Genomic DNA, 23430 nt, shown 5'->3' with positions numbered 1-23430 from the left:
TGATCGTCCAGCCAGATGCCGAGCGCCGCACCGAGCAGCGTGGGCACGACGACCGACCAGCCGATGAGGCCGAACATGCCAAAGCCAAACCAGATGCTCTGCACGCCCTTGCGCTGCGCCTTGAGCTTGCGCGTCTCCTTCACGCCGACCTTGCGGCTGAAGTCGCTCGTATTTGAGGATGGCGGTTCGTCACTCACGGCGGAACTCCATGAACCGGCGGACGAATCCGCTCTCCAGTTTGGCCAGCACGGAGCGCACGCTGCGTTCGCGTTCGTCCAGGTTCAGAAAGTCGCGCTCCACCGCCTCGCGCAGTTTGCCGAGATCCGCGCCACCGATCGCATTGCGCACGGAAACGAGCACCTCGGCGCCGGTCTTGACCAGCACGCCCTCGTCCACGGCCACATACACCTCGCCCTCGGCGACGGTTTCATACGTCAGGATGCCCGGCGCCACCGGTGCCACGCAGTCCAGACGCTGCGGCAGCAATCCGAACGATCCCTCCGCCGTCTCCGCCACGATGCGCGTCACATCGCTCTTCTCCGCGAACACTTGAAATGGCAGCAGTACTTTAAGACGCATGGGAAGCCTCCTTTTGCTTCGCTTCATCGATCGCGCCGATCATGTAGAGGGCGCTCTCGGGATAGTCTTTGAACTCGTCATTCAGAATGCGCTCGCAGCCGTTGAGCGAATCCTCGAGGCTGACAAGACGGCCCTGCATGCCGGTGAACTGGCCGGTGGTGAAGAACGGCTGCGTGAGGAAACGCTCCAGCCGCCGTGCACGGAAGACGATGTTGCGGTCGTCCTGAGAAAGCTGCTCCAGACCGAGCATGGCGATGATGTCCTTCAGTTCCTCGTATTGCGCGAGCGTGCGGCGGATCTCCTGTGCGATGCGATAGTGCCGTTCGCCCACAATGCTCGGCGTGGCCATATTCGAACTCGATTGCAGCGGATCGATGGCGGGAAACAGTCCCTCGCTGGCGCGCTTGCGCGACAGCACGATGGAAGCGGACAAATGCCCGAACGTGTGCACGGCAGCCGGATCGGTGAAATCATCCGCCGGCACATACACGGCCTGAATCGAGGTAATCGCGCCGGTGTCGGTGTTCGCGATGCGTTCTTCGAGCCTCGACAATTCCGTTCCCATCGTCGGCTGATAACCGAGACGCGACGGCATCTGCCCCATGAGACCGGAGATTTCGGAACCCGCCTGAATGAAGCGGAAGATGTTGTCCACGAGCAGCAGCACGTCGCGATGTTCGTCATCGCGGAAATACTCAGCCATCGTCAGCGCCGTGTGTCCGACGCGGAAACGGCTGCCGGGCGGTTCGTTCATCTGGCCGAAGACCATGACCATGTTCGGCAGCACGCCCGCTTCCTTCATGTCGCGATACAATTCCTCGCCCTCGCGGCAGCGTTCGCCGATGCCGCAGAAGATGCTCACGCCCTCGTGATGTCCGACCATGTTGTGGATCATCTCAGTGAGCAGCACGGTCTTGCCCACGCCCGCACCGCCGAACAGCCCCGCCTTCCCGCCACGCTCCAGCGGCACCAACACATCGATGACCTTGATGCCGGTCTCGAAAACCTCCGACTGGGTGGAGCGCCGCGCCAACGACGGCGGCGCACGATGCACCCCTCGCCACTCAACGCCTTCGACATCACCCGCACGGTCGATCGGATTGCCGAACACGTCGAACATTCGCGACATGATGCCCTTCCCCACGGGTGCCATCAAAGGCCCGCGGGTATTCTTTACGGCCATGCCGCGTGCCAGCCCCTGGGTGGGTGTCAGCGCAATGCCACGAACATGATGAGCATCGAGCTGAGATAACACTTCGATGACGATCCGGTCCTGATCTCCCGTGCGGAGCACGGTGTAGATCGAAGGCAAACCATCCTCAAAACGCACGTCCACCACACTGCCACGCACGGAAACTATCACTCCTCTCCCAGCCATGGATGCGCCGCCCGTTTCTGGTCGGTGATCCAGGCTCGTAGGAGGCAGGTTCATCGCTGTCGGTTACGCTTCAGCCAGCCACTTTTTCGCTTCTTCAAGGTTGGCGTGATCGAAGTATTTGATCGTCGCCCGGGTGAACGGCTTGCAGAAGGTGGCCATGCCTTCCTGCCACTTCTTTTCCCCGGCAATGGCGAGACGTTCGATGTCGCTGAAATGATGCAGGGCGAACTTGGTGTCCAGCCAGACCGCACCGGCTGTCCAGCCATGGAAACCTTCCATGTCGAACAAAACGCGCAGTTTCCCGTGGATTCCGACGAGGCGCTCGAACTCCGGCACAAAGTGCTCGTAATCTGCGGCGACAAGTTTCCCGCTGACATGGACGACGACGGTCTTGCCACCGTTTTCTTCTTTAAGATGAATCGGCATATGAGACTCCTTTGGTTGAGTGTTCCGTAACTTCACGGTCACTCTGGTCCTCTATCAATGAACTCACAATGGGGTGTACAGCCCATTTTATGCGCCGGACGAACGGGACGAAAGCCTGCCATGACAACGACAGCCACACGTTCGGTGCTGAAAATCAGTCCTTTGAGAGCAAGTCCACATCACCTGTCAGCTCGCAAACCTTTGATCAGTTTGTCGTTCAAGCGCTGCTACACCAGCGAAGGCACTCGCACGTTCACATCGACGTCCGCGTTGTAGTCCACTCCATCGAGGCCGAAGCCAAAGAGGCGCAGGAAGCTGGACTGGTAGCCTTCGAAGTCGCCGAGTTCGGCGAGGTTCTCGGTGTTCACCTCGGCCCAGCGTTTGCCCACGAGTTCCTGCACGGCGGGAGCCATCTCCCAGTCGTCCACGCGGATGCGACCGGCTTCATCGGGCTGCGGATTGCCGTTGTAGAGGCGTTCGCGGAAGAGGCGGTCCATCTGTTCGATGCAGTCCTCGTGCGTGCCCTCGGCTTTCATGACCTTGTAGAGCAGCGAGATGTAAAGCGGCACCACGGGGATCGCGGAGCTCGCCTGCGTAACGAGCGCCTTGTTCACGGAAACCCAGGCCTTGCCTTTGATGGAGGCCAGTTTGCCGTCGAGTACGCGCTGCACGCGTTCGAGGTCTTCCTTGGCGCGGCCAATGGTGCCGTTCTTGTAAATGGGCCAGGTCACTTCGGGGCCGATGTAGCTGTAGGCCACCGTCTGCGTGCCTTCGGCGACGACTCCGGCGGCGAGCAATGCATCGATCCACATTTCCCAGTCTTCACCACCCATGACGGCAATCGTCTGCGCGATCTCGTCGTCATTCGCGGGTTCGATGGTCACTTCATTGACCACGCCGGTGCCGGTGTTGAGATTCTTGTTCGTGTAGGAATCACTGCCGATCGGCTTGAGCACCGACTTGAACACTTCGCCCGTCTTCGGGTGCGTGCGTCGTGGCGAGGCGAGACTGTAAATGATGCAATCGACCTGACCGAAGTCCTGTTTGATCGCCTCGATCACCTCCGCCTTCATGGCATCGGAGAAAGCGTCGCCATTGAACGAGCGCGCATACAACCCGGCGGCCTTGGCTTCGTTTTCGAAGGCGGCGGAGTTGTACCAGCCCGTCGTTCCGCAGCGCTCGGCCTCGGCCGGCTTTTCAAAGAACACGCCGATGGTGGCCGCTCCGGAGCCGAATGCCGCAGCGATGCGCGAGGACAAACCGTAGCCGGTGGAGGAACCGATCACGAGCACCTTCTTTGGCCCGTTGGCAATGGGACCGCGGCTTTTCACGACGGCGATCTGGTCAGCGATGTGTTTGGCACAGCCGGTCGGGTGTGCGGTGGTGCAGATGAATCCACGAATTTTGGGGGCGACGATCATAAGTTGGTGATTGAGCGTTAGCAGTCGCCCCGTGGCTGGCAACTTGTTTTCAGACGACCCGGACGCACAGGCTTGCACGTCCGGCGGTGACCGTGCTAGGGTCTGCACCATGGAACCCGCCTCCTGGGCCGCGCTCGGCGATGATGAATTGCTCGAGAAGAAGATCTCCCAACTCGGGCTGAAGCTTGAGGCGACGGAACTCCAACCGCTGATCCAGCAGCTTCATGACGAACTGGCCGCCAAGGGACTCGCCTTCATGCCGCCATGCCACGTGGGCGACGAATGGTTCGTTCCGGTCGGCATTCCAGCGATCTTCGTGCCCTTCTTTCTCGTCCATGACCGACTGCGCAAACTGGAACGGAAGATGATTCTCGAGGTCGAAGGCGAGACGCCCGAGTGGTTCATGAAGCTGATGCGGCACGAGGCCGGGCATGCCTACTCCTACGCCTACCAGCTCTACAAAAAGAAGCGCTGGCAGCAGACCTTCGGCCTGGCCTCGACCGAGGAGACGGACTTTTATCGTCCGCGGCCTTACAGCCGCTCGTACGTCGTGCATCTCGACGACTGGTATGCGCAGAGCCATCCCGACGAAGACTTTGCGGAAACATTTGCTGTATGGCTCACGCCTGGCCTCGACTGGCGTGAACGCTACAAGGACTGGGGCGCGCTGCAGAAAATCGAATACGTCGATGAACTGATGCGCTCGCTTGCGGGCAAACCGCCGCTGCACCAGCCGGAGTATCGCGTGAAGGACTACGACTTCCTCAACATCAAGCTCAAGACCTACTACGCGAAGAAGCGGAAGCTCTACGAGGACTCCTATCCAGACTTTTATGACAACGACCTCCGCCAGCTCTTCGCCGCAGGGGCGGACGTCCCCGAACGCGTGAAGGCATCCGCCTACCTGCGCCACCGGCGACGCGTGTTGATGGAGTCCGTCTGCCAGTGGACCAACGAAAGCAAGTATCGCGTCAGCAAGCTTCTCACCCGTCTCATTGAGCGCTGCAACCAGCTCGACCTCCACGTCAAGGCCGATGACCCGCAGCTCGACCTGCGCCTCTCCTCCTACATCACCACCCTGGTGATGAACTTCCTCTTCACCGGCAAATTCAAACGAACCAAGTAATGTCCTCCCACAAAAAGCGGCTCAAGGTTCTCGCCCTCTTCGATGCGATCTCCCCCACCACGATCGATCAGGATCTGAGCAAGGAGCTTCTCACCGAAGACTGGAAGACCGAGGCCGATGTGCTCAAAGCCCTGCGCGAACTGGGCCACACCACGGAACATCTCGCCATCTTCGACGATCTCGATCTCCTACGGCAGAAACTGCAGAGCTTTGAGCCGGACGTGATTTTCAACCTCGCCGACCAGTTCAAAAACAACCGGGCCTTCGACCAGGCCATCGTTTCATTTTTGGAAATGAACGGCATGCCGTTCACCGGCTGCGGCTCGACCGGACTGACTCTCTGCAAGCACAAGGGCATCTCGAAGAAAATCCTCAGCTACCACCGAATTCATACGCCTGCCTTTGTCATCATCGCCCGCGGAAAACGCATCGCGCGTCCTGAAAGGCTGCGTTTTCCCATCCTGGTCAAGCCGCTCAAGGAGGAGGCCTCGCTCGGCATCTCACAGGCGTCCTTGGTGACGAATGACGAACAGTTCAAGGAACGCGTGCACTTCATCCATGAGAAGTTCGCCAATGATGTGATCGCCGAGGAGTACATCCACGGACGCGAGCTGTACGTCAGCCTGCTCGGCAACCTGCGGCTTCAAGAGTTTCCGATCCGTGAGCTCGTCTTCAAGGAGGTGCCCCCGGATGAGCCGAAGATCGCCACCTTCAAAGCCAAATGGGACGATGAATACCGTGCACGCTGGGGGCTCAAAAACCAGTTCGCCGAAGATCTGGATCCCGCCGTGGCACGTGACATTCAGCAGACCTGCAAGCGCATCTACCGCCTGCTCACGCTCGACGGCTATGCCCGCATGGACCTGCGCCTGACGGCGGACAACAAGGTGTACTTCATCGAAGCCAATCCAAATCCCATTCTCGCCGCCGACGAAGACTTCGCGTTGTCGGCATTGAAGGGCGGACTGCCCTATCCCCAGCTCATTGAGCGCATCCTGCGCCACGGACTGCGTGCGGAACGAGGCTGATCACGACGCCTTACTTCAAGCCGCGCACTTCAAATCCTTCCGCCTCGAGCACTGCGCGCACTCTGGCGGCCTGGTCGCCTTGAATTTCGATGCGCTTGTCGCGCACGGTGCCGCCGCAGCCACAAGCGGCGCGAAGACGTTTGGCCACTTTCTCAATGACCTGCACAGGCAGATGGGTGGCGAAGTCTTTGACGACGATGACCGTCTTCCCGCCGCGATGCGCGGTTTCACGCTGGAGCACAACGCGGCCCATCTTCCAGAGGCGCTGAGGAGAGTCGGGATCGTCGGCGGGGTTCATGACTTGGGTGCGCTGGCACTGAGGTCCTTGTTATAATAGACCTTCACGAACTTCATACCCTTCTTGTCGTCGTAGCCGCGTTCGAGCTGCGGATCGGCCTCGCCGGCGGCGGGCTTGATGTGGATCTCGACGCCGGTGTCGAGTTTGAGCACGGCGGCAATACGCTTCTTGGCCTTGCCGAGATCCTTCTTCGAGATCTCAAAACTGGTCTCCAAGGGCTGCCCCTGCTCTTCTTCGATGCGGGCGCGGTGTTCTTGAAACTGCGCGATGGTTTCGGGTGATTTGAGGACCTCCTGCTCGAACTCCTGCAGCTCGAACTTTTCACGGTCTTCGAAGTAGTCGAGCGCGTCCTTGGCGGCATTGGCAGTTTCCCACGGCGGCGTGTCGTCATCGGCAGGCGCCTGTTCTTCGAGGAAGGACACCGCCATCTTGGTGTAGGCGTTGGTGAGGAAGGCGGCGTCAGGGACTGCCTCGACACCGAGGAACTCGCGCACCCAGAAGCGAGTGTCGCCGCCGCTGCGATCAAAGGTGAGGACGTAGTAGCCCTTTTCGGCCCAGAAGTTGAGGATGAGGCAGCCTTTGTCGATCTTGTCGGGATTGATGCCGTGCTCCGTGCTGAGCTGGAGATCGCCGTTGCGCGGCGTGATGGTGAGGAATGGCACGACGCTGTCGCTCTTCAAAATGCATAGCCCACTGACGAGCTCGCCCTCGATGTGGACTTCCTTGAGCATGGCTATGCACAGGTCGCCGGCCTTGATGTTCGGGTGATTCGACTTGGCATAGAGCCGCTGGGCAATCTCGACGCCCTTGGCAAGAAGCTTGTCCTCGTCGGCAAAGATGGCCTTGACGCAGTTGTTCACCTCATGCTGGGCCAGCGAGGCGTGATGGGTGAAGCGATGGGCGATGCAGGCCTTGAAGGGCTTGATGAAAAGCGCGGTGAGGTTCTCCTGGTCTTCTTCGGCGACCTTGAAGACTTCGCGGGATGTTTGCAGCGGTTCTTCACGCTGAGGATTCCCGACCTTGGCGAGGACGACATTGGTGACAGTGGCAGTATTGAGGCGGAGCTTGACGGACATGGGGGCGCGGAGGGTAGAAAGGGAATGGGATTCGCCAAGGATTAATGGCCGCTGCGCGAAGTGGACCACGCAGAGTGTTTCCTGCCTGCCTGCCAGCAGTTGTTCACTGCTAGGGGTTTCCCCGATACATCAAGCAGGGCTGCACCGATTGCGATGCCCCCAGAAATGTTCAGACTGGCCGGGTTAAAGGCCGCCCGCATTCCATTTTTCACTTAACCTCCCAGAGCCATGAATGCTGCATTGTTCACCACCAAGTCGCATCCTTCTGACAAAGAAATTGCCCTGCTTGCCTTCGAGAATTGGAAGTCAGAAGGATGCTCACACCTGAGGCCCGAACACTGGCTGTTTGCGGAAAGGGAGCTGATGGAGGCCTATGCGGTGCAAAGTCGCGAATTTGCACCATCAGATTCGGAAAGAGACGAGGAGATCATCTCCTGTTTCACCCAAAGCCACGCATCCCACCTCGCAACGAAAGGATGACCATGAACAAATCTCATTCACTCAATCAAACCGTGGTCGTGACAAGCATGGATGAGCACGCGATCGGCGCCACTGAGTCGGTGGGCACTCTGTCCTCCCATCAGTTCCAGAGCAACCATGAGGCCGTTTCAACGAGCGAAGGAACGAAGAAACTGCTGAAGGTCACCACCGGAATCCGTCTGGCAAACAGGTCCACTGGAAACTGGCATCACTGCGGTCTCAACGACTAGAATCCGTTTCCCCGTTCGATGTCAGGAGGTCGCCATGAACCGACACCTCAGAAGAACTCGTCTGGTTGCTGGCGTCGCGCGTCCTCCCCGCTTGAAAACAAGCCGTCGGCCACCGGACGAAAGCAATCTGCATGCGGAACACGAGAACGGATCGAACCCGCCGTCCACATCGACAAGCATAGAGGACAGTCCGGTCGTTCGAATCGATGAGCCCATTCATTTCAACTGGGTGCGCTACGAACACCTAATACAGGCGTTGCATGGCAAAATCACGCTGGCGGCGGTGCTGGTGTCCGGCCTGGTCCTGCTCATGCTGGGAAGGCGGGCGGAAAGAGGAGAATACATCTCACCCGAGCGATGGCTGTGCGGAGCAGGAGCCGGATGGTTCATCGCCTGGATGGTGCGGCTGGCACTGTTCACCTTTCTCGCCGCACCGCGCTTTGTGCGCTTCATGCCTGGAAGGATTTGCCTTTCCGGCCTTGGCTCCCTGAGACCAGAGCATATTCTGCATTGGAAAATGGACCGAGGGGTGTCATTGGACTCAAGCGAAAAGGCCTGCACCAGGCTGGAGATATGCTGCCGATGGTTCTGGTGGGAGAGACGGTGGGCAATGTTTCTGAATGATGTGACGCAGGCTGACCTCCTGCATCAACTGCTGAAGACCCGTCTGGCCGCCAAATCAAAGGTTCCGCGACGCACGTGGTCATCGGAATTGAGATTGAAGCCGGAATCCTGAGTCGGTAGGATCACTCCATGCCTCGTGCATCCTCCATGCAATCAAGGTCTGCAGACTCCAACGCAAAGGCCAGGAGTTTGAGCGCGACTCGAGTGCGAGCCTTCAAGACAAAGCTCCAAACAACCAGACCGCCCCCCTCTGAAAAGAAGCGCCGGAACTTCGAAAAAAACGCCCGCACTTCGGCGAACAAGAAACCACCGCAACCAAAGCGTCCATCTCCTCCCAAGCGCACCAAACAAGCGCCAGCGCTTCTCGACGCAAACAACGGGAGACTTGCAGAGAGCGCAAAACACCTTCGGCTGATCATGGACAGCGCACCCATGCTGGTCTGGGTGAGCAACACCGAAAAGCTCTGCACCTGGTTCAACCAGCCCTGGCTGGAATTCACGGGCCGCAGGATGAGACAGGAACTAGGCAATGGCTGGGCGGAGAATGTTCATCCTGACGACCTGGACCGCTGCCTGACGATCTACTCCACGTCTTTCGACGCCCGTGTTCCCTTTGAGATGACCTATCGCCTGCGCCGTCACGATGGCGAATATCGCTGGCTGCTCGACAAAGGCATTCCGCTTTACGGAGCCCGGCGCGAATTCACCGGCTACATCGGCAGTTGTGTGGACATCACCGAACGCAAACTCGCCGAATCCGACATGCGCAGAAAAGAGGCGCAGCTGTGGCTGGTCACCGAAAACACCCCCGCGATGCTGACCCAGTGCAGCTGCAACCTGATATACACATTTGCCAACCGCGCCTACGCAGAAATGCTCCGGCTGCCCCCTGAAGAAATCATCGGAAGGCCGATCTCCGAAGTGGTCGGCAGCGCGGCATTCAAAGTCCTCCGCCCGCGTATCAAGCAGGTGCTTCGAGGGCAGCGCGTCGAGTTCGAAGCCGAGATCCCATATCCGCATGCAGGCAGACGAATCATGCATGTTGTTTACATGCCGGAGCGGGATGCCTCCGGGCAGGTGTCAGGCTGGCTGGCTTCCATCTCCGACATCAGTGAACGCCGGATGATCGAAAACGAACTGCAACGGGAACGCGCGTTTCTGCGCCAGGTGATCGACGCGACGCCCAGCATGATTTTTGTGAAGGACGGGAACGGACGCTTCCTGCTGGGAAACGAAGCCCTCGCGCGCAGTTGCGGGACCACAGTGAAAAAGCTCGTGGGCAGGACCGACGCCGATTTCCATCGCACACCCGAGCAAGTCGCCAGATTCAGTCAGATCGACCGCAAAGTAATGACGAGCGGAAGGTCCCTGAGGATACCAGAGGAAGAAATCACCCAGGCGAGCGGAGAGGTCCGCTGGTTCAGCACGGGCAAGGTGCCCCTGTTCAACGAACAAGGCGTCTGCGACAAGGTGCTCGGAGTGGCCACTGACATCACGGAGCAAAGGCGGGCGCAAAAGGAGCTGGAGAAGCGAGTGGATGAACGCACGGCCGAACTCCTCGCCGCGAACGACAAGCTGCTCGTGCAGATGAACGAACGCCGCCGGCTTGAAACTGCCGTGCTCGACATCGCCGAGCAGGAACAGCGCCGACTCGGCCAGGACCTGCATGACGGGCTCTGCCAGTCGCTCTCAGGCCTCACCTTCATGGCGCGGTCATTGTCGAAGACCTTGGATGCGCAGAACCTCTCTGAGGAGGCCGCAGAAGCAGCACACCTCGCCGAGTTGATTCATCAGTCAGTGGAGCAATCCCGAGACATCGCCAAGGGCCTGCACCCTGTGGTGATGGATGCCGAAGGTCTGGTGTCCGCCCTACATGAACTGGCGGCGCGAAGCAACGGCAACATCGCATGCCGGTTGCGCTGTGAGCACAAGGTGCCCATCGCGGACGATGCCGTGGCGCTGCATCTTTACCGCATCGCCCAGGAGGCGGTGACCAACGCGCTCAAACATTCGGGAGCTCGAACAATCATCCTGAGCCTCAAGCTGCGTCAAAACCTCCTCACTTTGAGCGTCGCCGACGATGGCTGCGGAATCCCGGGAGCCGATCCGACCGGCAAAGGCATCGGGCTGCGGCTGATGAAGTACCGGGCCGATGTCATCGGGGCGGACTTTGCAGTCGCACGACGCAAAAACCAGGGAACACGAATGACGTGCTCGCTGCGCATGACGGATGCCGGCCTGCCTTTGCCACAACCCTCCGGCCACAAGAAAGCAGCCAAGGCCAGATGAAAACCGCCTCCGCCAGGAAACAACGTGCGCCAGCGAACTATCAGCGCCGGATTCTGATCGTCGATGACCATCCCCTTTTTCGCAAAGGCATCATGATGCTCATGGAGCATGAGCCGGACATTCTCATCTGCGGGGAGGCGGAAACCGCGGTCGAGGCCCTCGGACTGGTGGAGCAACTCGAACTGGATCTCGTGATCGCCGACATCTCGCTGAAAGACACCAACGGCATCGAGCTGGTGAAATCGCTCCGGGCCCTGCGCCCGGAGCTTCCCGTGCTGGTGCTCTCCATGCATGACGAATCCCTTTATGCCGAACGCGCCCTGCGCGCCGGCGCACGTGGTTATTTAATGAAGCAGGCGCCGCCCGACCAGGTGGTGACTGCCATCCGCCAGGTGCTTCGAGGCGAGCTGTATCTCAGCGCCGCCGCCAATCTTCTGATGCTCAACACGTTTGTGTCGGGGCGGGACAACACCGGCAAGAGCTCGGTGGAAAAACTCAGCGACCGGGAGCTGGAGATTTTCGAACTGCTCGGCAAGGGCCGTGGCACCAGCATGATCGCCCATGATTTGCATCTGAGCATCAAGACCATCGAGGCGCATCGGTCGCACATCAAAACCAAGCTCGGGCTCTCGACCGCGCCGGAACTCGTACGTGCGGCCGTCGAATGGGTTACCCAGCGCAGCACCAAAGGTCGTTAGCGCCTCCATTCCTCCGCTTGCGGGCTGTAGGATGACGGGCGAGTGCATGAATGCATGACCGACCGTGCGCCGAACACCCCCACCACATCACCGAGCCCCTGGCTGGTGAGGATTCCTGAAATCTTCGAAGGGATCGCCGACGACATTTTGCGAAGATTCGGAGCAGTCTCGAGCACCCGGCTTGGGCATGACTACTATCTGATCAAAACACCGTCTCCCGAAGCCATCCAGAAATCTGAAGCGGCGAAGTTTGCGCGCTGGAACCTGCCCATGGACCACACCTGGCCGTGCAATGCCCAGAAGATGGAAGGTTTTATAGAGAAAGCGGCCCAGACCTTGTTGAAGAAGTTCGGCGAGCGAAAGCCGCAGGGGACTTTCATCGGCACGCTGCATCCGACTTCACCGGACAAGTATTACAAAGGCCTCGCCTCGAATCTGCGTGGCCGGGTGCTGCAACTGTTCCCAAAACCCTCCGCGAACACGGTGGAAGAACAGGATGCGACTGCGGACACGCTGTTTTGCCTCGTCGGCAAGGAAGGATTGTTCTGCGGCATGCAATCACCACGTGCCTGCAACGGACTCTACCCTGGCGGCAGCAAGTTCATCGATCAGGACTCGCCTGACACGATCAGCCGTGCGGGGGCGAAGATCGCCGAAGCGCTACACTACCTGCTGCTGTACCGCCCGCCGATGCCGAAAGGAAGCCACTGGCTGGAACTCGGCGCCTGCCCGGGTGGTATGACCTCCGAATTGCTGGCACGCGAACAACGCGTAACGGCGATCGATCGCGCACCGCTGGACAAGAGGCTCGAAGGAAGGCCGGGGCTGAAGTTCGTTCTTGACGACGTGGCCGCCTTCCAGCCACGCGCCGGCACCACGTATGATGCGCTGCTGTGTGACATGAACGGCCCGCCGGAGGAATCGATCGAGCAGGTGATCCGCCTGTCGCGCTCACTCAAAAAGGGAGGACTCGTCGTGTTCACCCTCAAGGTGCCGCGCATCGAGAACGTGGAAGAACCCTGCGAACTGTTCCGGCTGATCGTGTCGATGACCAAGGCGGCAGGCCTGAAACTGTTTGCGCAGACCCACCTGACCTACAACCGGCACGAGTTCACTCTGTTTCTGGAACGGTCTCAGGAGTGAGCTCCGCCTCCGCCTCAGGAAGATCCTCAGGCTTCAACAACACTGCTCCTTTGAGCAGACGGCAGAATTCTTTCTTCGTGACCCGATGCAGCGTGCCTTGTTTGGTCACAGGGTCCTTCATGGCCTTGTACTCGATGGAAAGACGCGCCCATTCCACGATGCGCAGGTAGTCATCCCCTTTTTTCCAAATCTGGCCTTGTTCCAACTTCATCGGCCCCATTAGCCCCGGCGTATGGTTGTGCCATAAGTTTTTGCATCACGCTCGCACAACAGGCGCAAGAAGCGGGTGGTGCGCGGACGATTCCGGCAGAGTATCGCTGCATGAACGACTATGAACGAGTGGCGCAGATCATCCGCCATCTGGACGCCCATCAGACGGATCAGCCGAGCCTGGATGAACTGGCGGTGCTGGCCGGACTGAGCCGGTTTCATTTTCACCGGTTGTTTTCCCGATGGGCGGGGGTGACGCCGAAGGAGTTTCTGCAATGCCTCACACTCGAAAACGCTCGCGAGCGACTGCGAAACGGTGAGAGCGTTCTCGACGCTGCGCTCAACGCCGGTTTGTCGTCCCCTGGAAGGCTTCACGAACTGTGTGTCACACTGGAGGCCGCCACGCCGGGTGAGATCAAGAGCGGTGGAGCAGGTTGGAGGATCGAAGCGGGCTTTGCGGAGACACCGTTCGGCATGTGCTGCATCGGAACCGGTCCTCGGGGGATCTGTCATCTGGCGTTTCTCAAGGAATCCGGCGAGGAGACCGCGAAGCATGAACTGATGCGGTCATGGCCAAGGGCAGAGTGGCAATGGGATAATGCCAAAGCGGAAGAACTCACCGCCCGAGTGTTCCAATCTGACTCAGGAACACCACTGAAGGCCATCGTGCGCGGAACCCCCTTCCAACTCCGCGTCTGGAGGGCCTTGGTGCGTATCCCTGCAGGTGCGCTGGTCAGCTACGGCCATCTGGCCACGGTGATCGGACATCAAGGTGCAGCGCGGGCAGTCGGCACGGCGGTAGGGAGCAATCCCCTCGCCTACTTGATTCCCTGCCACCGGGTGATCCGCGAAACCGGCGTGATTGGGCAGTATCGTTGGGGGCAGGAGCGGAAAAGGGTGCTGTTGGGGTGGGAGGCACTGCGCCACTAAACCGGCGTAGGCTTTTCCGAGAACACGGACTCCACAGATATCTCCAACAATCAAGATTTCTAAAATAAAGCTCAATTCATGCTTGTTTGTTGGCTTTGCTATTATTATAATTATAGTATGTGTGGAACATAACACCAAAATACCACTTCTCACAAAAAAATCACATCTCCTAAACACCGCCCTATGAAAACGCCCGCCCATCTATCTAGGTTCCTATGCCTCGCTCTTGCGCTGGCGTGGATGCAAGGTGCCCAGGCCAGCACGGTCTTCTGGGGAAGCCAGTTCAATGACCTGCTGTTTGACAGCAACGGACAGCCTTTGGACACGAGCTACACCTTCGAAATCGGCTCATTTGGCTCATTTGTCCCCACCTATCAAAATGTGGATCAGTGGGAGGCCAACTGGAAGGTGTTTGACGCTGCGTTCGATCCTGATGCCAACGGCTGGAACGCGGTGGAGCAGTTCTTTGTCGGCACAGTCGACCACAACTCTCTCGGTGGTTCGGATTCCCCTGATGCCAATCCTGGGGATATCTTTGCCCAAGGAGAACAAGCCTACCTTTGGGTGTTCAATTCGAAATCAATCGTGCCGTCCAGCGAATGGGCGTTGGTGGCCGACACCTCCAGCATTGGGAACTCGGGAGATCAATGGCTGTTCCCTGATCCCGCCGACCCGCCAGGAACCTCCTACGACTGGCAGCTCGGAGACGCAGACCAGGCGATCATTGGGGGTGTGAACAACATTCAGGGGGACGGCACTTTCACCTCCACTCCTGGCACCTACAGCCTGCAGACCGCCGTCGTACCTGAACCCGGCTCCGCACTGCTCCTGATGCTGAGTGCAGCCGCGTTTCTGACGCGCCGCACCATTCGACGCCTTTCTCCAAAGATCATGGCCTAGGAGCACCCCATGAGGGAGAACACATTACGATCACACGCCCTGGCGTGCCGCAGAGACGCGGCACGCTTCGTCGTTTCGATGTGTCTCGCGTTTCTGGCGTGCGCTGGAATCGCATCAGCCGCGACGGATTACGGCGACTACTCTCTCTTTGGCAACGCCAGCAGCACCACGGTGAGCACCATCAAAATTGGTGCCACCACCGACAGCGAAACCTCCGCCACCACCAACTCCAGCGCCACTGGCGACGACATCACTGGAAGCGATGACGAGGACGGCGTCACTCTGCCATCCAGTCTGGCGATCGGAGCATCCGGCAGCATGACGGTGAACGTCTCGAACACCAGCGGCGCCACCGTGTATCTCAACGTCTGGATCGACTTCAACCACAACGGCGTCCTCACCGATGCCGGCGAGCAAGTCGCCACGAACACCACCATCGCCACCGGCACTTCGAATTCGAACCGCACGGTCAACTGCACCGTTCCATCCACCGCCACACCTGGCACCACTGGCGTGCGTGTGCGCCTCACATCCACCAGCACTCCCGGTTCCGCGACGGCCAGTGGCAATGGCGAGGTGGAGGACTACGTGACGACGCTCGTGGTGAACACAGACTTCGGCGACTACCCTTCGTTCACCTCCGCCTCCCAGTTCGCGAGCACGGACATCTGGATCGGCACCAATGCCACCGACGTCGAAGCGGCCAACCCGACAAGCGGAGCCGCAACGGCAGACGACACCACTGACAGCAATGACGAAGATCTGACCATGCCATCCTTCACCACCGGGGTGGCAACCGACCTCGTCATTCCGGTGACCATCCCCGTTTTGGCCAATGTCTCCGGCAGCACCTCACGCATCAATGTCTTCGTCGATTGGAACGGCGACGGCGACGTGGCCGATGTCGGAGAAACACAGACCGTTAAAACCGTGGCGGCCTCCGGAACGAGCAACATCACTTTCTCTCTCACTCCGCCCATCGGCACGTCCGCCGGGACAAAGTATCTCCGCATCCGCGTCACTGAGGGCAGCACCGCCCCGAGTTTCAGCGGCGCCTCGACGTTGAAGGGGGAAGTGGAGGATTATGTGATCAACGTGCAGACCGTAAGCGACTTCGGGGACCTCTCCATTTTTTCGAGCGCCAGCAGCATCGTCAACTCCACGCTGAGACTTGGTGCCACTGTTGACTCCGAAGTGACGGAAACAACCGATGCCACCGCGACTGGTGACGACATCACGGGAATCGATGACGAAGACGGAGTCACCCTTCCTCCCAGCGTTCAGCTGGGTGCCAGCAGTTCGATGACGGTGAACGTGACCAACACCACCGGAGCCACGGCCTATCTCAATGCCTGGGTGGACTGGAACAACAACGGAGCCATCAACGGAGCCGGTTCACAGATCGCCACGAACGTCGCCGTCGCCACCGGCACGAGCAATTCAAACCTGACGATCAACTTCTCCGTGCCGACGAACGCCAGTTTAGGAAATGTGGGGGTGCGTGTGCGCCTCACCACCACGAGTTCCCCGGGCAACTCCGGGGCCAGCGGCACCGGTGAAGTGGAGGATCACATGATCACCATCGTCCCGAGCACGGATTTCGGCGACTATCCGTCGTTTTCCTCAGCCTCCCAGGTGGCGGATGCGAACATCCGCATCGGCACGAACGCCACCGATACGGAGTCCAGCAGTCCAACCACCGGCAATGCAGATGCCGACAACACCACCGGCATCAACGACGAAGACCTCGTGATGCCATCCTTGATTGTGGGAACATCGACGACGCTGTCCATTCCAGTGACCATCACAGCCTCCGCTCTCTCGGGAAGCACGGCCCGTATTCGTGTCTTCGCCGACTGGAATGGTGACAATGATGTCGCTGACTCAAACGAAACTCTGGGATCCCAGACCGTGAATTCATCGGGCACCTACAACTTCACCCTCTCGCCTCCATCGAACACGGTGCCCGGTGTGAAGTATTTGCGTATTCGCATCAGCGAAAGCAGCACGAATCCCAGTTTCAGCGGTTCTTCTTCGCTGAAGGGCGAGGTGGAAGACTATGCCATCGTCGTCGGCACCACGGACTACGGAGACATGAGCGCCTTCGGCAGCGCAAGCAGTCTGGTGAACTCAAAACTGCGCATCGGGGCAACAACCGATGTGGAGCTCACCGACATGACCGATGCCACCGCCACCGGCGATGATAACGACTACCTGGACGACGAGGATGGCGTGACAGTACCGTCCAGCATCGTGCTGGGAACCTCCGGCAGCCTGACCGTCAATGTGACCAACACCATCGGTTCCACCGCCTTCTTGAACGCGTGGATCGACTTCAATGGGAACGGTGACCTCACGGACAGCGGTGAGCAGATCGCCGCCAACACCACCATCGGCAACAATACTTCAAACTCCAACCGTGCCGTGAACTTCACCGTGCCAGCCACGGTCAACCCCGGCACCGTTGGCGTACGCGTGCGCCTGACATCCACCAGCACCCCGGGCCCGACGGGTGCTGCGGGATCCGGTGAAGTCGAGGATTACACCATCACCCTGACATGTCCCACCGTCACGATCAGTCCAGCCACGCTCACTGTTCCCACGGTGGGGACGGCCTACTCACAAACAGTATCTGCATCAGGCTCGACGACGACCTTCACCTATGCCGTCTCAGCGGGGACGCTGCCAGCAGGATTGAGTCTTAACAGCAGCACCGGTGTCATTTCAGGCACGCCTACCAGCAGCGCCACGGCGTCCTTCACGATTACTGCCACAGGTGCAAACAGTTGCACCGGATCACGCGCCTACACCGTCACCCCGGTCTGTCCCAACGGCAGCCTGACGCCGGCCACCCTTCCCGTTGCCTACATGGGCAACGCCTACAGCCAGAGCATCACCGCTTCGGGCGGCACGGCACCCTACAGTTATGCGGTCAGTTCGGGCACACTGCCTGCGGGATTATCCTTGAGCACCAGCGGTGTGTTGAGTGGCACGCCCACCACGAGCAACGGCGCAGGCGCAAATGTCACGATTCGATCCACCGACGTTTATGGCTGCCAGATCAGTCGCTCTTATTCGGTGATTGTCTGTCCCGCGATCACCGTGAACCCAGCCATCGCTGCTGACGCCACGGTGGGCTCCAGCTACTCACAAACCGTGAGCGGCAGCGGCGGAGCCTCGCCCTATACCTTCGACGTAGTCAGCGGTGCCCTGCCCTCGTGGGCCTCTCTAAATCCCACCACCGGTGTGATCAGCGGCACGCCGAACAGCACCACGAGTGCCACGTTCACGGTTCGTGCCACCGACGCCAACGGCTGCCAGGGGACACGGGGGTTCACCATTGCCCCCACCTGCCCGACAGTCACGGTGAATCCATCCACACTGCCGAATGGCGTGGCAGGCTTCGCTTACAACCAGACCGTGAGCGGCAGCGGAGGCACGGCACCCTACACTTTTGCGGTGACCAGCGGAGCGTTGCCGGCAGGGTTGAGCCTCAACACGAGCACGGGTGCGATCACCGGCACTGCCGTCGATGGAAGTCCTGCCACGTTCACCATCCGCGCCACGGGCACCTACGGATGCACCGGCTCTCGCAGCTACACGATCACCCCGGCAAATTTCGAATTCGGTGACTGGAACGGTTCCGGAGCTGCAACGGCCACGGCGAGCACGATCCGGAACACCAATATTCGGCTGGGCGCCACGGTCGATGCCGAAGCAGCCGCCACCACCAACGCCTCCGCGACCGCGGACGATCTCGCCGGTTCGGACGATGAGGATGGCGTGGCCATCCCCGCAAGCATGACGCAAGGAGGCAGCGTGACCATTCCTGTGAACGTGTTCAACAACAACACGGCCGGCCGCTACCTTCAGGGATGGATCGACTTCAACAACGACGGCTCATTCAATGACACGGACGTCACCAGCGGCGGCGAACGCATTTACAACGCGGCAGTCCCGGCCAGCGCCTCCTCGCAGACGATCAATGTCACCTTCACCGTGCCCGCGGGCGCCAGTGTCGGACTTCAGCGGGGTGTGCGTTTCCGTTTCACCGACAACGCCGCCACCACGCCTACCAGCAGCGGTGCGAATGGTGAAACCGAAGACTACACCGTCACCATCGCCAGTCCCCCTGCCACCGGCAGTCTGGGACTACCCATCGTCCAGGAATGGTTCGTGCCGCAGCCGGAAGCGCAGATCCGTGAGGATTATCTGATCCTCGCACCCAAAGTCAGCGCAACCACCGACTCCGTGATCACGGTCACCGTGCCCATCGCGGCCACCAAGATCGTCTTCGACCACTGGGAGGACGGCTACGAAGTGGATTTGAAAAACCCGGTGCAACCGAGCACCCTGATCTGGGGAGACGGCAACGATGCAAACGGCAAACCACCGGGTTATGCCAGCGATCCAGCCTCGTTCGCCGCCGGTTCTGTCATCACCATGCGGAACAATGTCACATTGCCGCGCAACGCATCCACCAAGCTTTATGACGGTCGTGACCGACTTGGCTCAACCTACGGCTTGGTGATGACCCGTGCGGCCTGGTTCACCGATCCCGGTCCGCTGCTCGCAAACTCCGTCGAGGTGCGTGCCGTGAACGACTGGGGCACTACATTTGTGCTTCCTGTGGGCGAGGACGTCATCTTCCCGACACCGATTGCCCAGTCCATGTTTGAGCACTGTTCCGCTTACATCATGGCATCGCAAAACGGCACCACGGTGCAGATCGACAAGGATGCCAACGGCGTTGTGGAGAGCACCGTGACCCTCAACATGGGCGAATCCTATCTGATCAATTCCGGAATCAAAAAAGGAGCGAGAATCACCACCTCCAAGCCTGCCCAAGTCATCGAGTTTTTCGGTGACATCAACGCCAACTTCGAAACGCGTGGCGCCAACGTTCCTCCGTTGGAAAAGTGGTCGAACGATTACTACGCGCCCGTGGGAACCGCTGCCGACGGCGACAAAACCTATGTCTTCCTGTACAATCCAGACACCAGTGCGATCACGATCAATTACATGACGCAATTCGGCTCCGGATCATTCCCCATCCCTGCCAAGAGCACCTACCAGTTCCTCATGCCGCAGAATTCGGGGGCGCATTTCGCCAGTGCAAACGGCAAGGCCTTCTGGGGAGTTGGCACCGTCGGTGCTGAACCCAATCAGAACAACGTGCACGACTGGGGCTACGCCCTCGTCCCCAAAGAATTTCTCAGCACAGTGGTCGCCGTCGGATGGGGCGCCGGCAGTGACGACGGCACCCAAAACGGAAGCCCGATCTGGGTTACACCCACTCGAAATACAACCATCTATGTGGACTTCAATGGTGACGGCAACGGACCGTCGACCGACCCAACTGGACAGAAATACGACCTTGCGCTGAATGCCAGTGCTCTCTCTGTGAGCCGTGTCTATGAGCCGGACAAAGACCAGTCCGGCACGCGCCTTTACACACTCGATGGAACACTCATCATCGGCGCATGGGGGCAGGATCCTGCAGTGGCCGGACCGGCGCGACCGTTCCTCGATCTTGGCAATACACTGCCAAACTACCCTGTGCCAGTCATGTCCAAGGTCTCCAGCATCGTCCTGGACAATTCTCCCGCTGGACCAAGCACCGGTGACATTCTGGAATACACGATCACCCTTGAAAACAAATCGCTCTTCGACCTCTCGACGGTGAGCATCGTGGACGCCCTGCCCACCGCCCTGCTCTCCTACACGCGATACTCCACGACACGCGATGGCATTTCCATTCCTGACAAGGGCACAACCCCCTTCCCGCTCGATGAAAGCGGACTCGTCATTCCTCTTCTCAAAACGAAAGAGAGCACAGTGATCAAGTTCCGCGCCACGATCATTGGATCAGGCACCATCACCAACGTTGTCAGCGTGGGTGGCATGCCTGGCGTGACAGCGACAGATGTCATCACCGTTCAGCCGGGAGGCGTCGCCTCGTCACAATGCGTGCTGCAACTCACGGACGGCACGGGCGCACCGACAACCTTCCAGCCTGGTGACGGCATCTATGTCACTGTGACAGACAGTGATCGCAACACTTCACCAACCGCGGTGGAGACAGTGACGGTGCACATCACCAACTCGACCACTGGTGACGTGGAGACGATCACTCTCGCCGAAACCGGTCCCAATACCGGCGTTTTCCGCAACACCACACCGCTCCCCACGTCCACCACCGCCGGACTCAGCCCCAATGACGGCACGCTATACGTGCAGATTGGCAACAGCATCACCGCAACGCACACGGATGGCGTTTATGGCGACGTGTGCACGAGCACCACCACCATCGCGGCCCCCAGCCTGTTCAAGCAGCTCTACCTGAGCACAGACGGTGCCGACAACGACACATCTGGAGCTCTTGATCGCGTCAGCCCTGTCGCCACCGGTGACACCACCACATCACAATCAACCCTTTTGGCACCGCCCAGCGTTTCCACTATTGCCGCAGCGGCCACCACTTCAGGATCAAGCAAATCAGTTGCCAGCGGCGGTTCTCTGAGTTTCTCGCACACTCCAGGCACCGGCACCAACCGCCTGCTGCTGGTGTCAGTCTCTGTCGGAAACTCTTCGGCTGCTGATTCCGACCCAGCTCCTGGCCGGGTAACCGGTGTCACGTTTGGAGGCGTCCCCATGTCCCAGGTGGCGGCGGGCTACAGCGGTTCGGCAACCCGCACTTACATTTACAAGCTTGTAAACCCGGCGTCAGCAGCGGCCAATGTGGTGGTGACCATTGGAACCACGACATCGTCGGTCATCGCATCTGCGACGACCTTCACGGGAGTCAATCAGACGAATCCAACAGGATCCGCCTCGATCTACGCTGCTTCTGGAAGCAACTACTATGTGGCAGGAACCTTCACCTCTGCTGTGAACGAACTCGTATATTCTTGCGTCGCTGTGGACGAGTACTCAAACGTCCAGCAGGGAGTGACCGTCCCCTCCGGACAAACGCAGCTCTGGAACAACAGCGGATTTGACTGGGTCAGCGGTGCTTCCAGCACCAAACCCGGAGCCACCTCTGTGTCTCTGCGCTATGATTTCCTCGACTATGAGGACGGCGTCATGGCAGCCGTGGCGATCAAACCCGCGCCTGCACCGGCCGGTTCCAGTGCTACATGGACCCAGACACCGGCGTTTGCCGAAACATTCACCATGCCAGCAGGAGGGAACCTGGGGATCACCGGCTACGTCAACGTGCCCAATGACACGCTCTCCGGGACACCTGCGATCAATGCCACGGTCAAAAACGGCAGCACCACCATCGCAACCCTGTCCAATCCAACGACCACGCTGATCAGCGGCGGCAGCACCACATCGGCTTACAAGATGGGCAACTTCACGAAGAGCACATCCACGGGCAACCAAGTCATCACGCACAACCTCGGCACCACACCCAAGGCCATCATTCTCTGGACTTCAGGCAACTCAACCGGCAGCCCCACGGCGCACTATCATTATGCCCAGGGCTTCTTTGACGGCACGACCAGTTATTCTTTCTCCACAGCAGGACAGGACAATGTGGACACGTCCAACACGGCGCGTCGTGTAGCAGCCAAGGCGCTGACCCTCGTGCAATACGATGGCACCACCACGCTGGCTGAGGCCAGCATCTCTTCTTGGAGCAGCACCAGTTTCACCTTGAACTGGAGCACCAACACCTCCGGCACCAACTATGTTGTTCACTACATGATCATTGGCGGCAGCAGCGTCTCGGCCAAGGTGCTCAACTGGACCATTCCCACAGCCACCGGAAACAAGTCGATCACAGGGACAGGCTTCACGCCGGATCTCGTGCTCAGCATGCACGCCAATGACGGCCTGACTGGCGCTGCCCCCTCCTCTTCGACCCGCGGTGCGATCGGACTCAGCGCCATGAACCAAGACGGCGAACAATGGGCCCTTTGTGAGATCTCCAGAGACCCCAGTACCACCAGTGATACATGGCGCGCGCAACGCACGGACAGGTCCTTCATCTCGCTTGTCTATGGCACTGGTGATTTCGCCTCTGAAGCCTCCTTCGTTTCCATGGATGCCAACGGGTTCACCCAAAACTTCAGCAAGGTAAGTGGAAACGCCGGACAAGTGGCCTCACTCGCCATCCGAGGCCTCAACACCACTCTCGGTGGGTTTGATATTTCCACCACCACCGGCAGCCAGACCATCTCGGGCACCGGGTTCCAGCCTGAGGCTGTGATGATCGCATCCACCGGACAGGCGGCCGACAGCACCGCCCAGTCTCAGGCGCGATTCATTCTCGGCGCCGGGGACGGCACCACCCAGGGCACTGCATGGGTTGAAGATGAGGACGGCCAGAACATTTCGGACGTGCGCAGCCTGGACAAAACCAACAAGATCATCTCGCGCACGACCGGAACCGACACGCTCACCAGTGAGGCCTCGCTCGCCAGCCTCAACAATGACGGCTTCACACTCAACTGGACTACAGTGCCAACGTCGCCATGGCAGGCTCTTTACATCGCGTTCGATTCCCCGGTGTCCAACGGAACCTACCGGCTGGATTGGAGCGCCCCGCTGGCAGGCGAAGTAAATCTGATCTCGGGACAGTCACT

At 59.5% G+C, this 23430-nt stretch carries 19 protein-coding genes; 11 read left to right on the top strand and 8 right to left on the bottom strand.

Annotation, left to right across the window (positions count from 1 at the left end):
• The 5 genes from KDL09_RS08180 to fabV all read right to left on the bottom strand — a co-directional run.
• Nucleotides 1-197 (bottom strand): AtpZ/AtpI family protein (locus KDL09_RS08180; protein ID WP_345781081.1); only part of this gene is annotated, 197 nt, incomplete at its 3' end.
• Nucleotides 190-579, bottom strand: coding sequence for a F0F1 ATP synthase subunit epsilon (locus tag KDL09_RS08175; RefSeq protein ID WP_294383743.1), 390 nt, complete (start codon nt 577-579; stop codon nt 190-192). The genes KDL09_RS08180 and KDL09_RS08175, both read right to left, overlap by 8 nt.
• Nucleotides 569-1957 carry a F0F1 ATP synthase subunit beta gene (gene atpD / locus KDL09_RS08170; RefSeq protein WP_345781082.1) on the bottom strand — a complete coding sequence of 463 codons (1389 nt, stop codon included), beginning with the start codon at nt 1955-1957 and terminating at the stop codon, nt 569-571. Before atpD ends, KDL09_RS08175 begins: the two co-directional genes overlap by 11 nt.
• A 63-nt stretch (nt 1958-2020) precedes the next feature.
• Nucleotides 2021-2383 carry an STAS/SEC14 domain-containing protein gene (locus KDL09_RS08165; RefSeq protein ID WP_294383739.1) on the bottom strand — a complete coding sequence of 121 codons (363 nt, stop codon included), beginning with the start codon at nt 2381-2383 and terminating at the stop codon, nt 2021-2023.
• Nucleotides 2384-2610: 227 nt separating this feature from the next.
• Nucleotides 2611-3804: an enoyl-ACP reductase FabV gene (fabV, locus tag KDL09_RS08160; protein WP_294383737.1), complete on the bottom strand. Its 1194-nt coding sequence runs from the start codon at nt 3802-3804 to the stop codon at nt 2611-2613.
• Between the two features lie 109 nt (nt 3805-3913).
• Here fabV and KDL09_RS08155 point away from each other — a divergent pair, with 109 nt between their 5' ends.
• Nucleotides 3914-4930: a hypothetical protein gene (locus tag KDL09_RS08155; protein ID WP_294383735.1), complete on the top strand. Its 1017-nt coding sequence runs from the start codon at nt 3914-3916 to the stop codon at nt 4928-4930.
• The gene (locus tag KDL09_RS08150; RefSeq protein WP_294383734.1) at nt 4930-5958 is read left to right on the top strand and encodes a hypothetical protein; all 1029 of its coding nucleotides are present in this window, start codon (nt 4930-4932) and stop codon (nt 5956-5958) included. Before KDL09_RS08155 ends, KDL09_RS08150 begins: the two co-directional genes overlap by 1 nt.
• Before the next feature lie 10 nt (nt 5959-5968).
• On the opposite strand, the gene KDL09_RS08145 is transcribed toward KDL09_RS08150, so the two are convergent.
• Together KDL09_RS08145 and KDL09_RS08140 are read right to left on the bottom strand one after the other, a co-directional pair.
• A complete protein-coding gene (locus tag KDL09_RS08145; protein WP_294383732.1) occupies nt 5969-6256 on the bottom strand; it encodes a translation initiation factor in 288 nt (95 codons plus the stop codon).
• Nucleotides 6253-7332: a nucleoid-associated protein gene (locus KDL09_RS08140; protein WP_294383728.1), complete on the bottom strand. Its 1080-nt coding sequence runs from the start codon at nt 7330-7332 to the stop codon at nt 6253-6255. The genes KDL09_RS08145 and KDL09_RS08140 overlap by 4 nt, the downstream gene beginning before the upstream one ends.
• 228 nt (nt 7333-7560) lie before the next feature.
• Here KDL09_RS08140 and KDL09_RS08135 point away from each other — a divergent pair, with 228 nt between their 5' ends.
• The 6 genes from KDL09_RS08135 to KDL09_RS08110 are packed head-to-tail and all read left to right on the top strand — an operon-like array spanning nt 7561 to nt 12796.
• Nucleotides 7561-7812, top strand: a complete 252-nt coding sequence (locus KDL09_RS08135; protein ID WP_294383725.1) for a DUF2934 domain-containing protein — start codon at nt 7561-7563, stop codon at nt 7810-7812.
• A gap of 2 nt (nt 7813-7814) precedes the next feature.
• Nucleotides 7815-8042, top strand: a complete 228-nt coding sequence (locus KDL09_RS08130) for a hypothetical protein (RefSeq protein ID WP_294383723.1) — start codon at nt 7815-7817, stop codon at nt 8040-8042.
• A 34-nt stretch (nt 8043-8076) separates the two neighbouring features.
• Nucleotides 8077-8778 carry a hypothetical protein gene (locus tag KDL09_RS08125; protein ID WP_294383721.1) on the top strand — a complete coding sequence of 234 codons (702 nt, stop codon included), beginning with the start codon at nt 8077-8079 and terminating at the stop codon, nt 8776-8778.
• 17 nt (nt 8779-8795) lie between these two features.
• Nucleotides 8796-10955, top strand: a complete 2160-nt coding sequence (locus KDL09_RS08120) for a PAS domain-containing protein (protein WP_345781080.1) — start codon at nt 8796-8798, stop codon at nt 10953-10955.
• Nucleotides 10952-11653, top strand: a complete 702-nt coding sequence (locus tag KDL09_RS08115; protein ID WP_294383718.1) for a response regulator transcription factor — start codon at nt 10952-10954, stop codon at nt 11651-11653. Before KDL09_RS08120 ends, KDL09_RS08115 begins: the two co-directional genes overlap by 4 nt.
• A 54-nt stretch (nt 11654-11707) precedes the next feature.
• Nucleotides 11708-12796 carry an SAM-dependent methyltransferase gene (locus KDL09_RS08110; protein ID WP_294383716.1) on the top strand — a complete coding sequence of 363 codons (1089 nt, stop codon included), beginning with the start codon at nt 11708-11710 and terminating at the stop codon, nt 12794-12796.
• Here the strand turns inward: KDL09_RS08110 and KDL09_RS08105 are convergent.
• Complete coding sequence (locus KDL09_RS08105; protein WP_294383713.1) at nt 12765-13007, bottom strand: hypothetical protein; 243 nt, start codon at nt 13005-13007, stop codon at nt 12765-12767. The two genes, KDL09_RS08110 and KDL09_RS08105, sit on opposite strands and share 32 nt — an antisense overlap.
• A 110-nt stretch (nt 13008-13117) precedes the next feature.
• On the opposite strand from KDL09_RS08105, the gene KDL09_RS08100 reads away from it, so the two are divergent.
• From KDL09_RS08100 to KDL09_RS08090, 3 genes are all read left to right on the top strand, one after another.
• Nucleotides 13118-13936, top strand: coding sequence for a methylated-DNA--[protein]-cysteine S-methyltransferase (locus KDL09_RS08100; protein WP_294383711.1), 819 nt, complete (start codon nt 13118-13120; stop codon nt 13934-13936).
• Nucleotides 13937-14119: 183 nt separating this feature from the next.
• Entirely contained in the window at nt 14120-14836 is a 717-nt protein-coding gene (locus KDL09_RS08095) for a PEP-CTERM sorting domain-containing protein (protein WP_294383707.1), read from the top strand.
• Between the two features lie 78 nt (nt 14837-14914).
• Nucleotides 14915-23430, top strand: an 8516-nt coding sequence (locus tag KDL09_RS08090; RefSeq protein ID WP_294383702.1) for a GEVED domain-containing protein, incomplete at its 3' end; no start/stop codon positions are given.

This window comes from Prosthecobacter sp., assembly GCF_020439865.1.
In the GTDB taxonomy this organism is placed as follows: Bacteria; Verrucomicrobiota; Verrucomicrobiia; order Verrucomicrobiales; family Verrucomicrobiaceae; genus Prosthecobacter.
The sequence above is the reverse complement of the archived record's forward strand: the minus strand, read 5'-3'. Positions and strand labels throughout refer to the sequence as shown.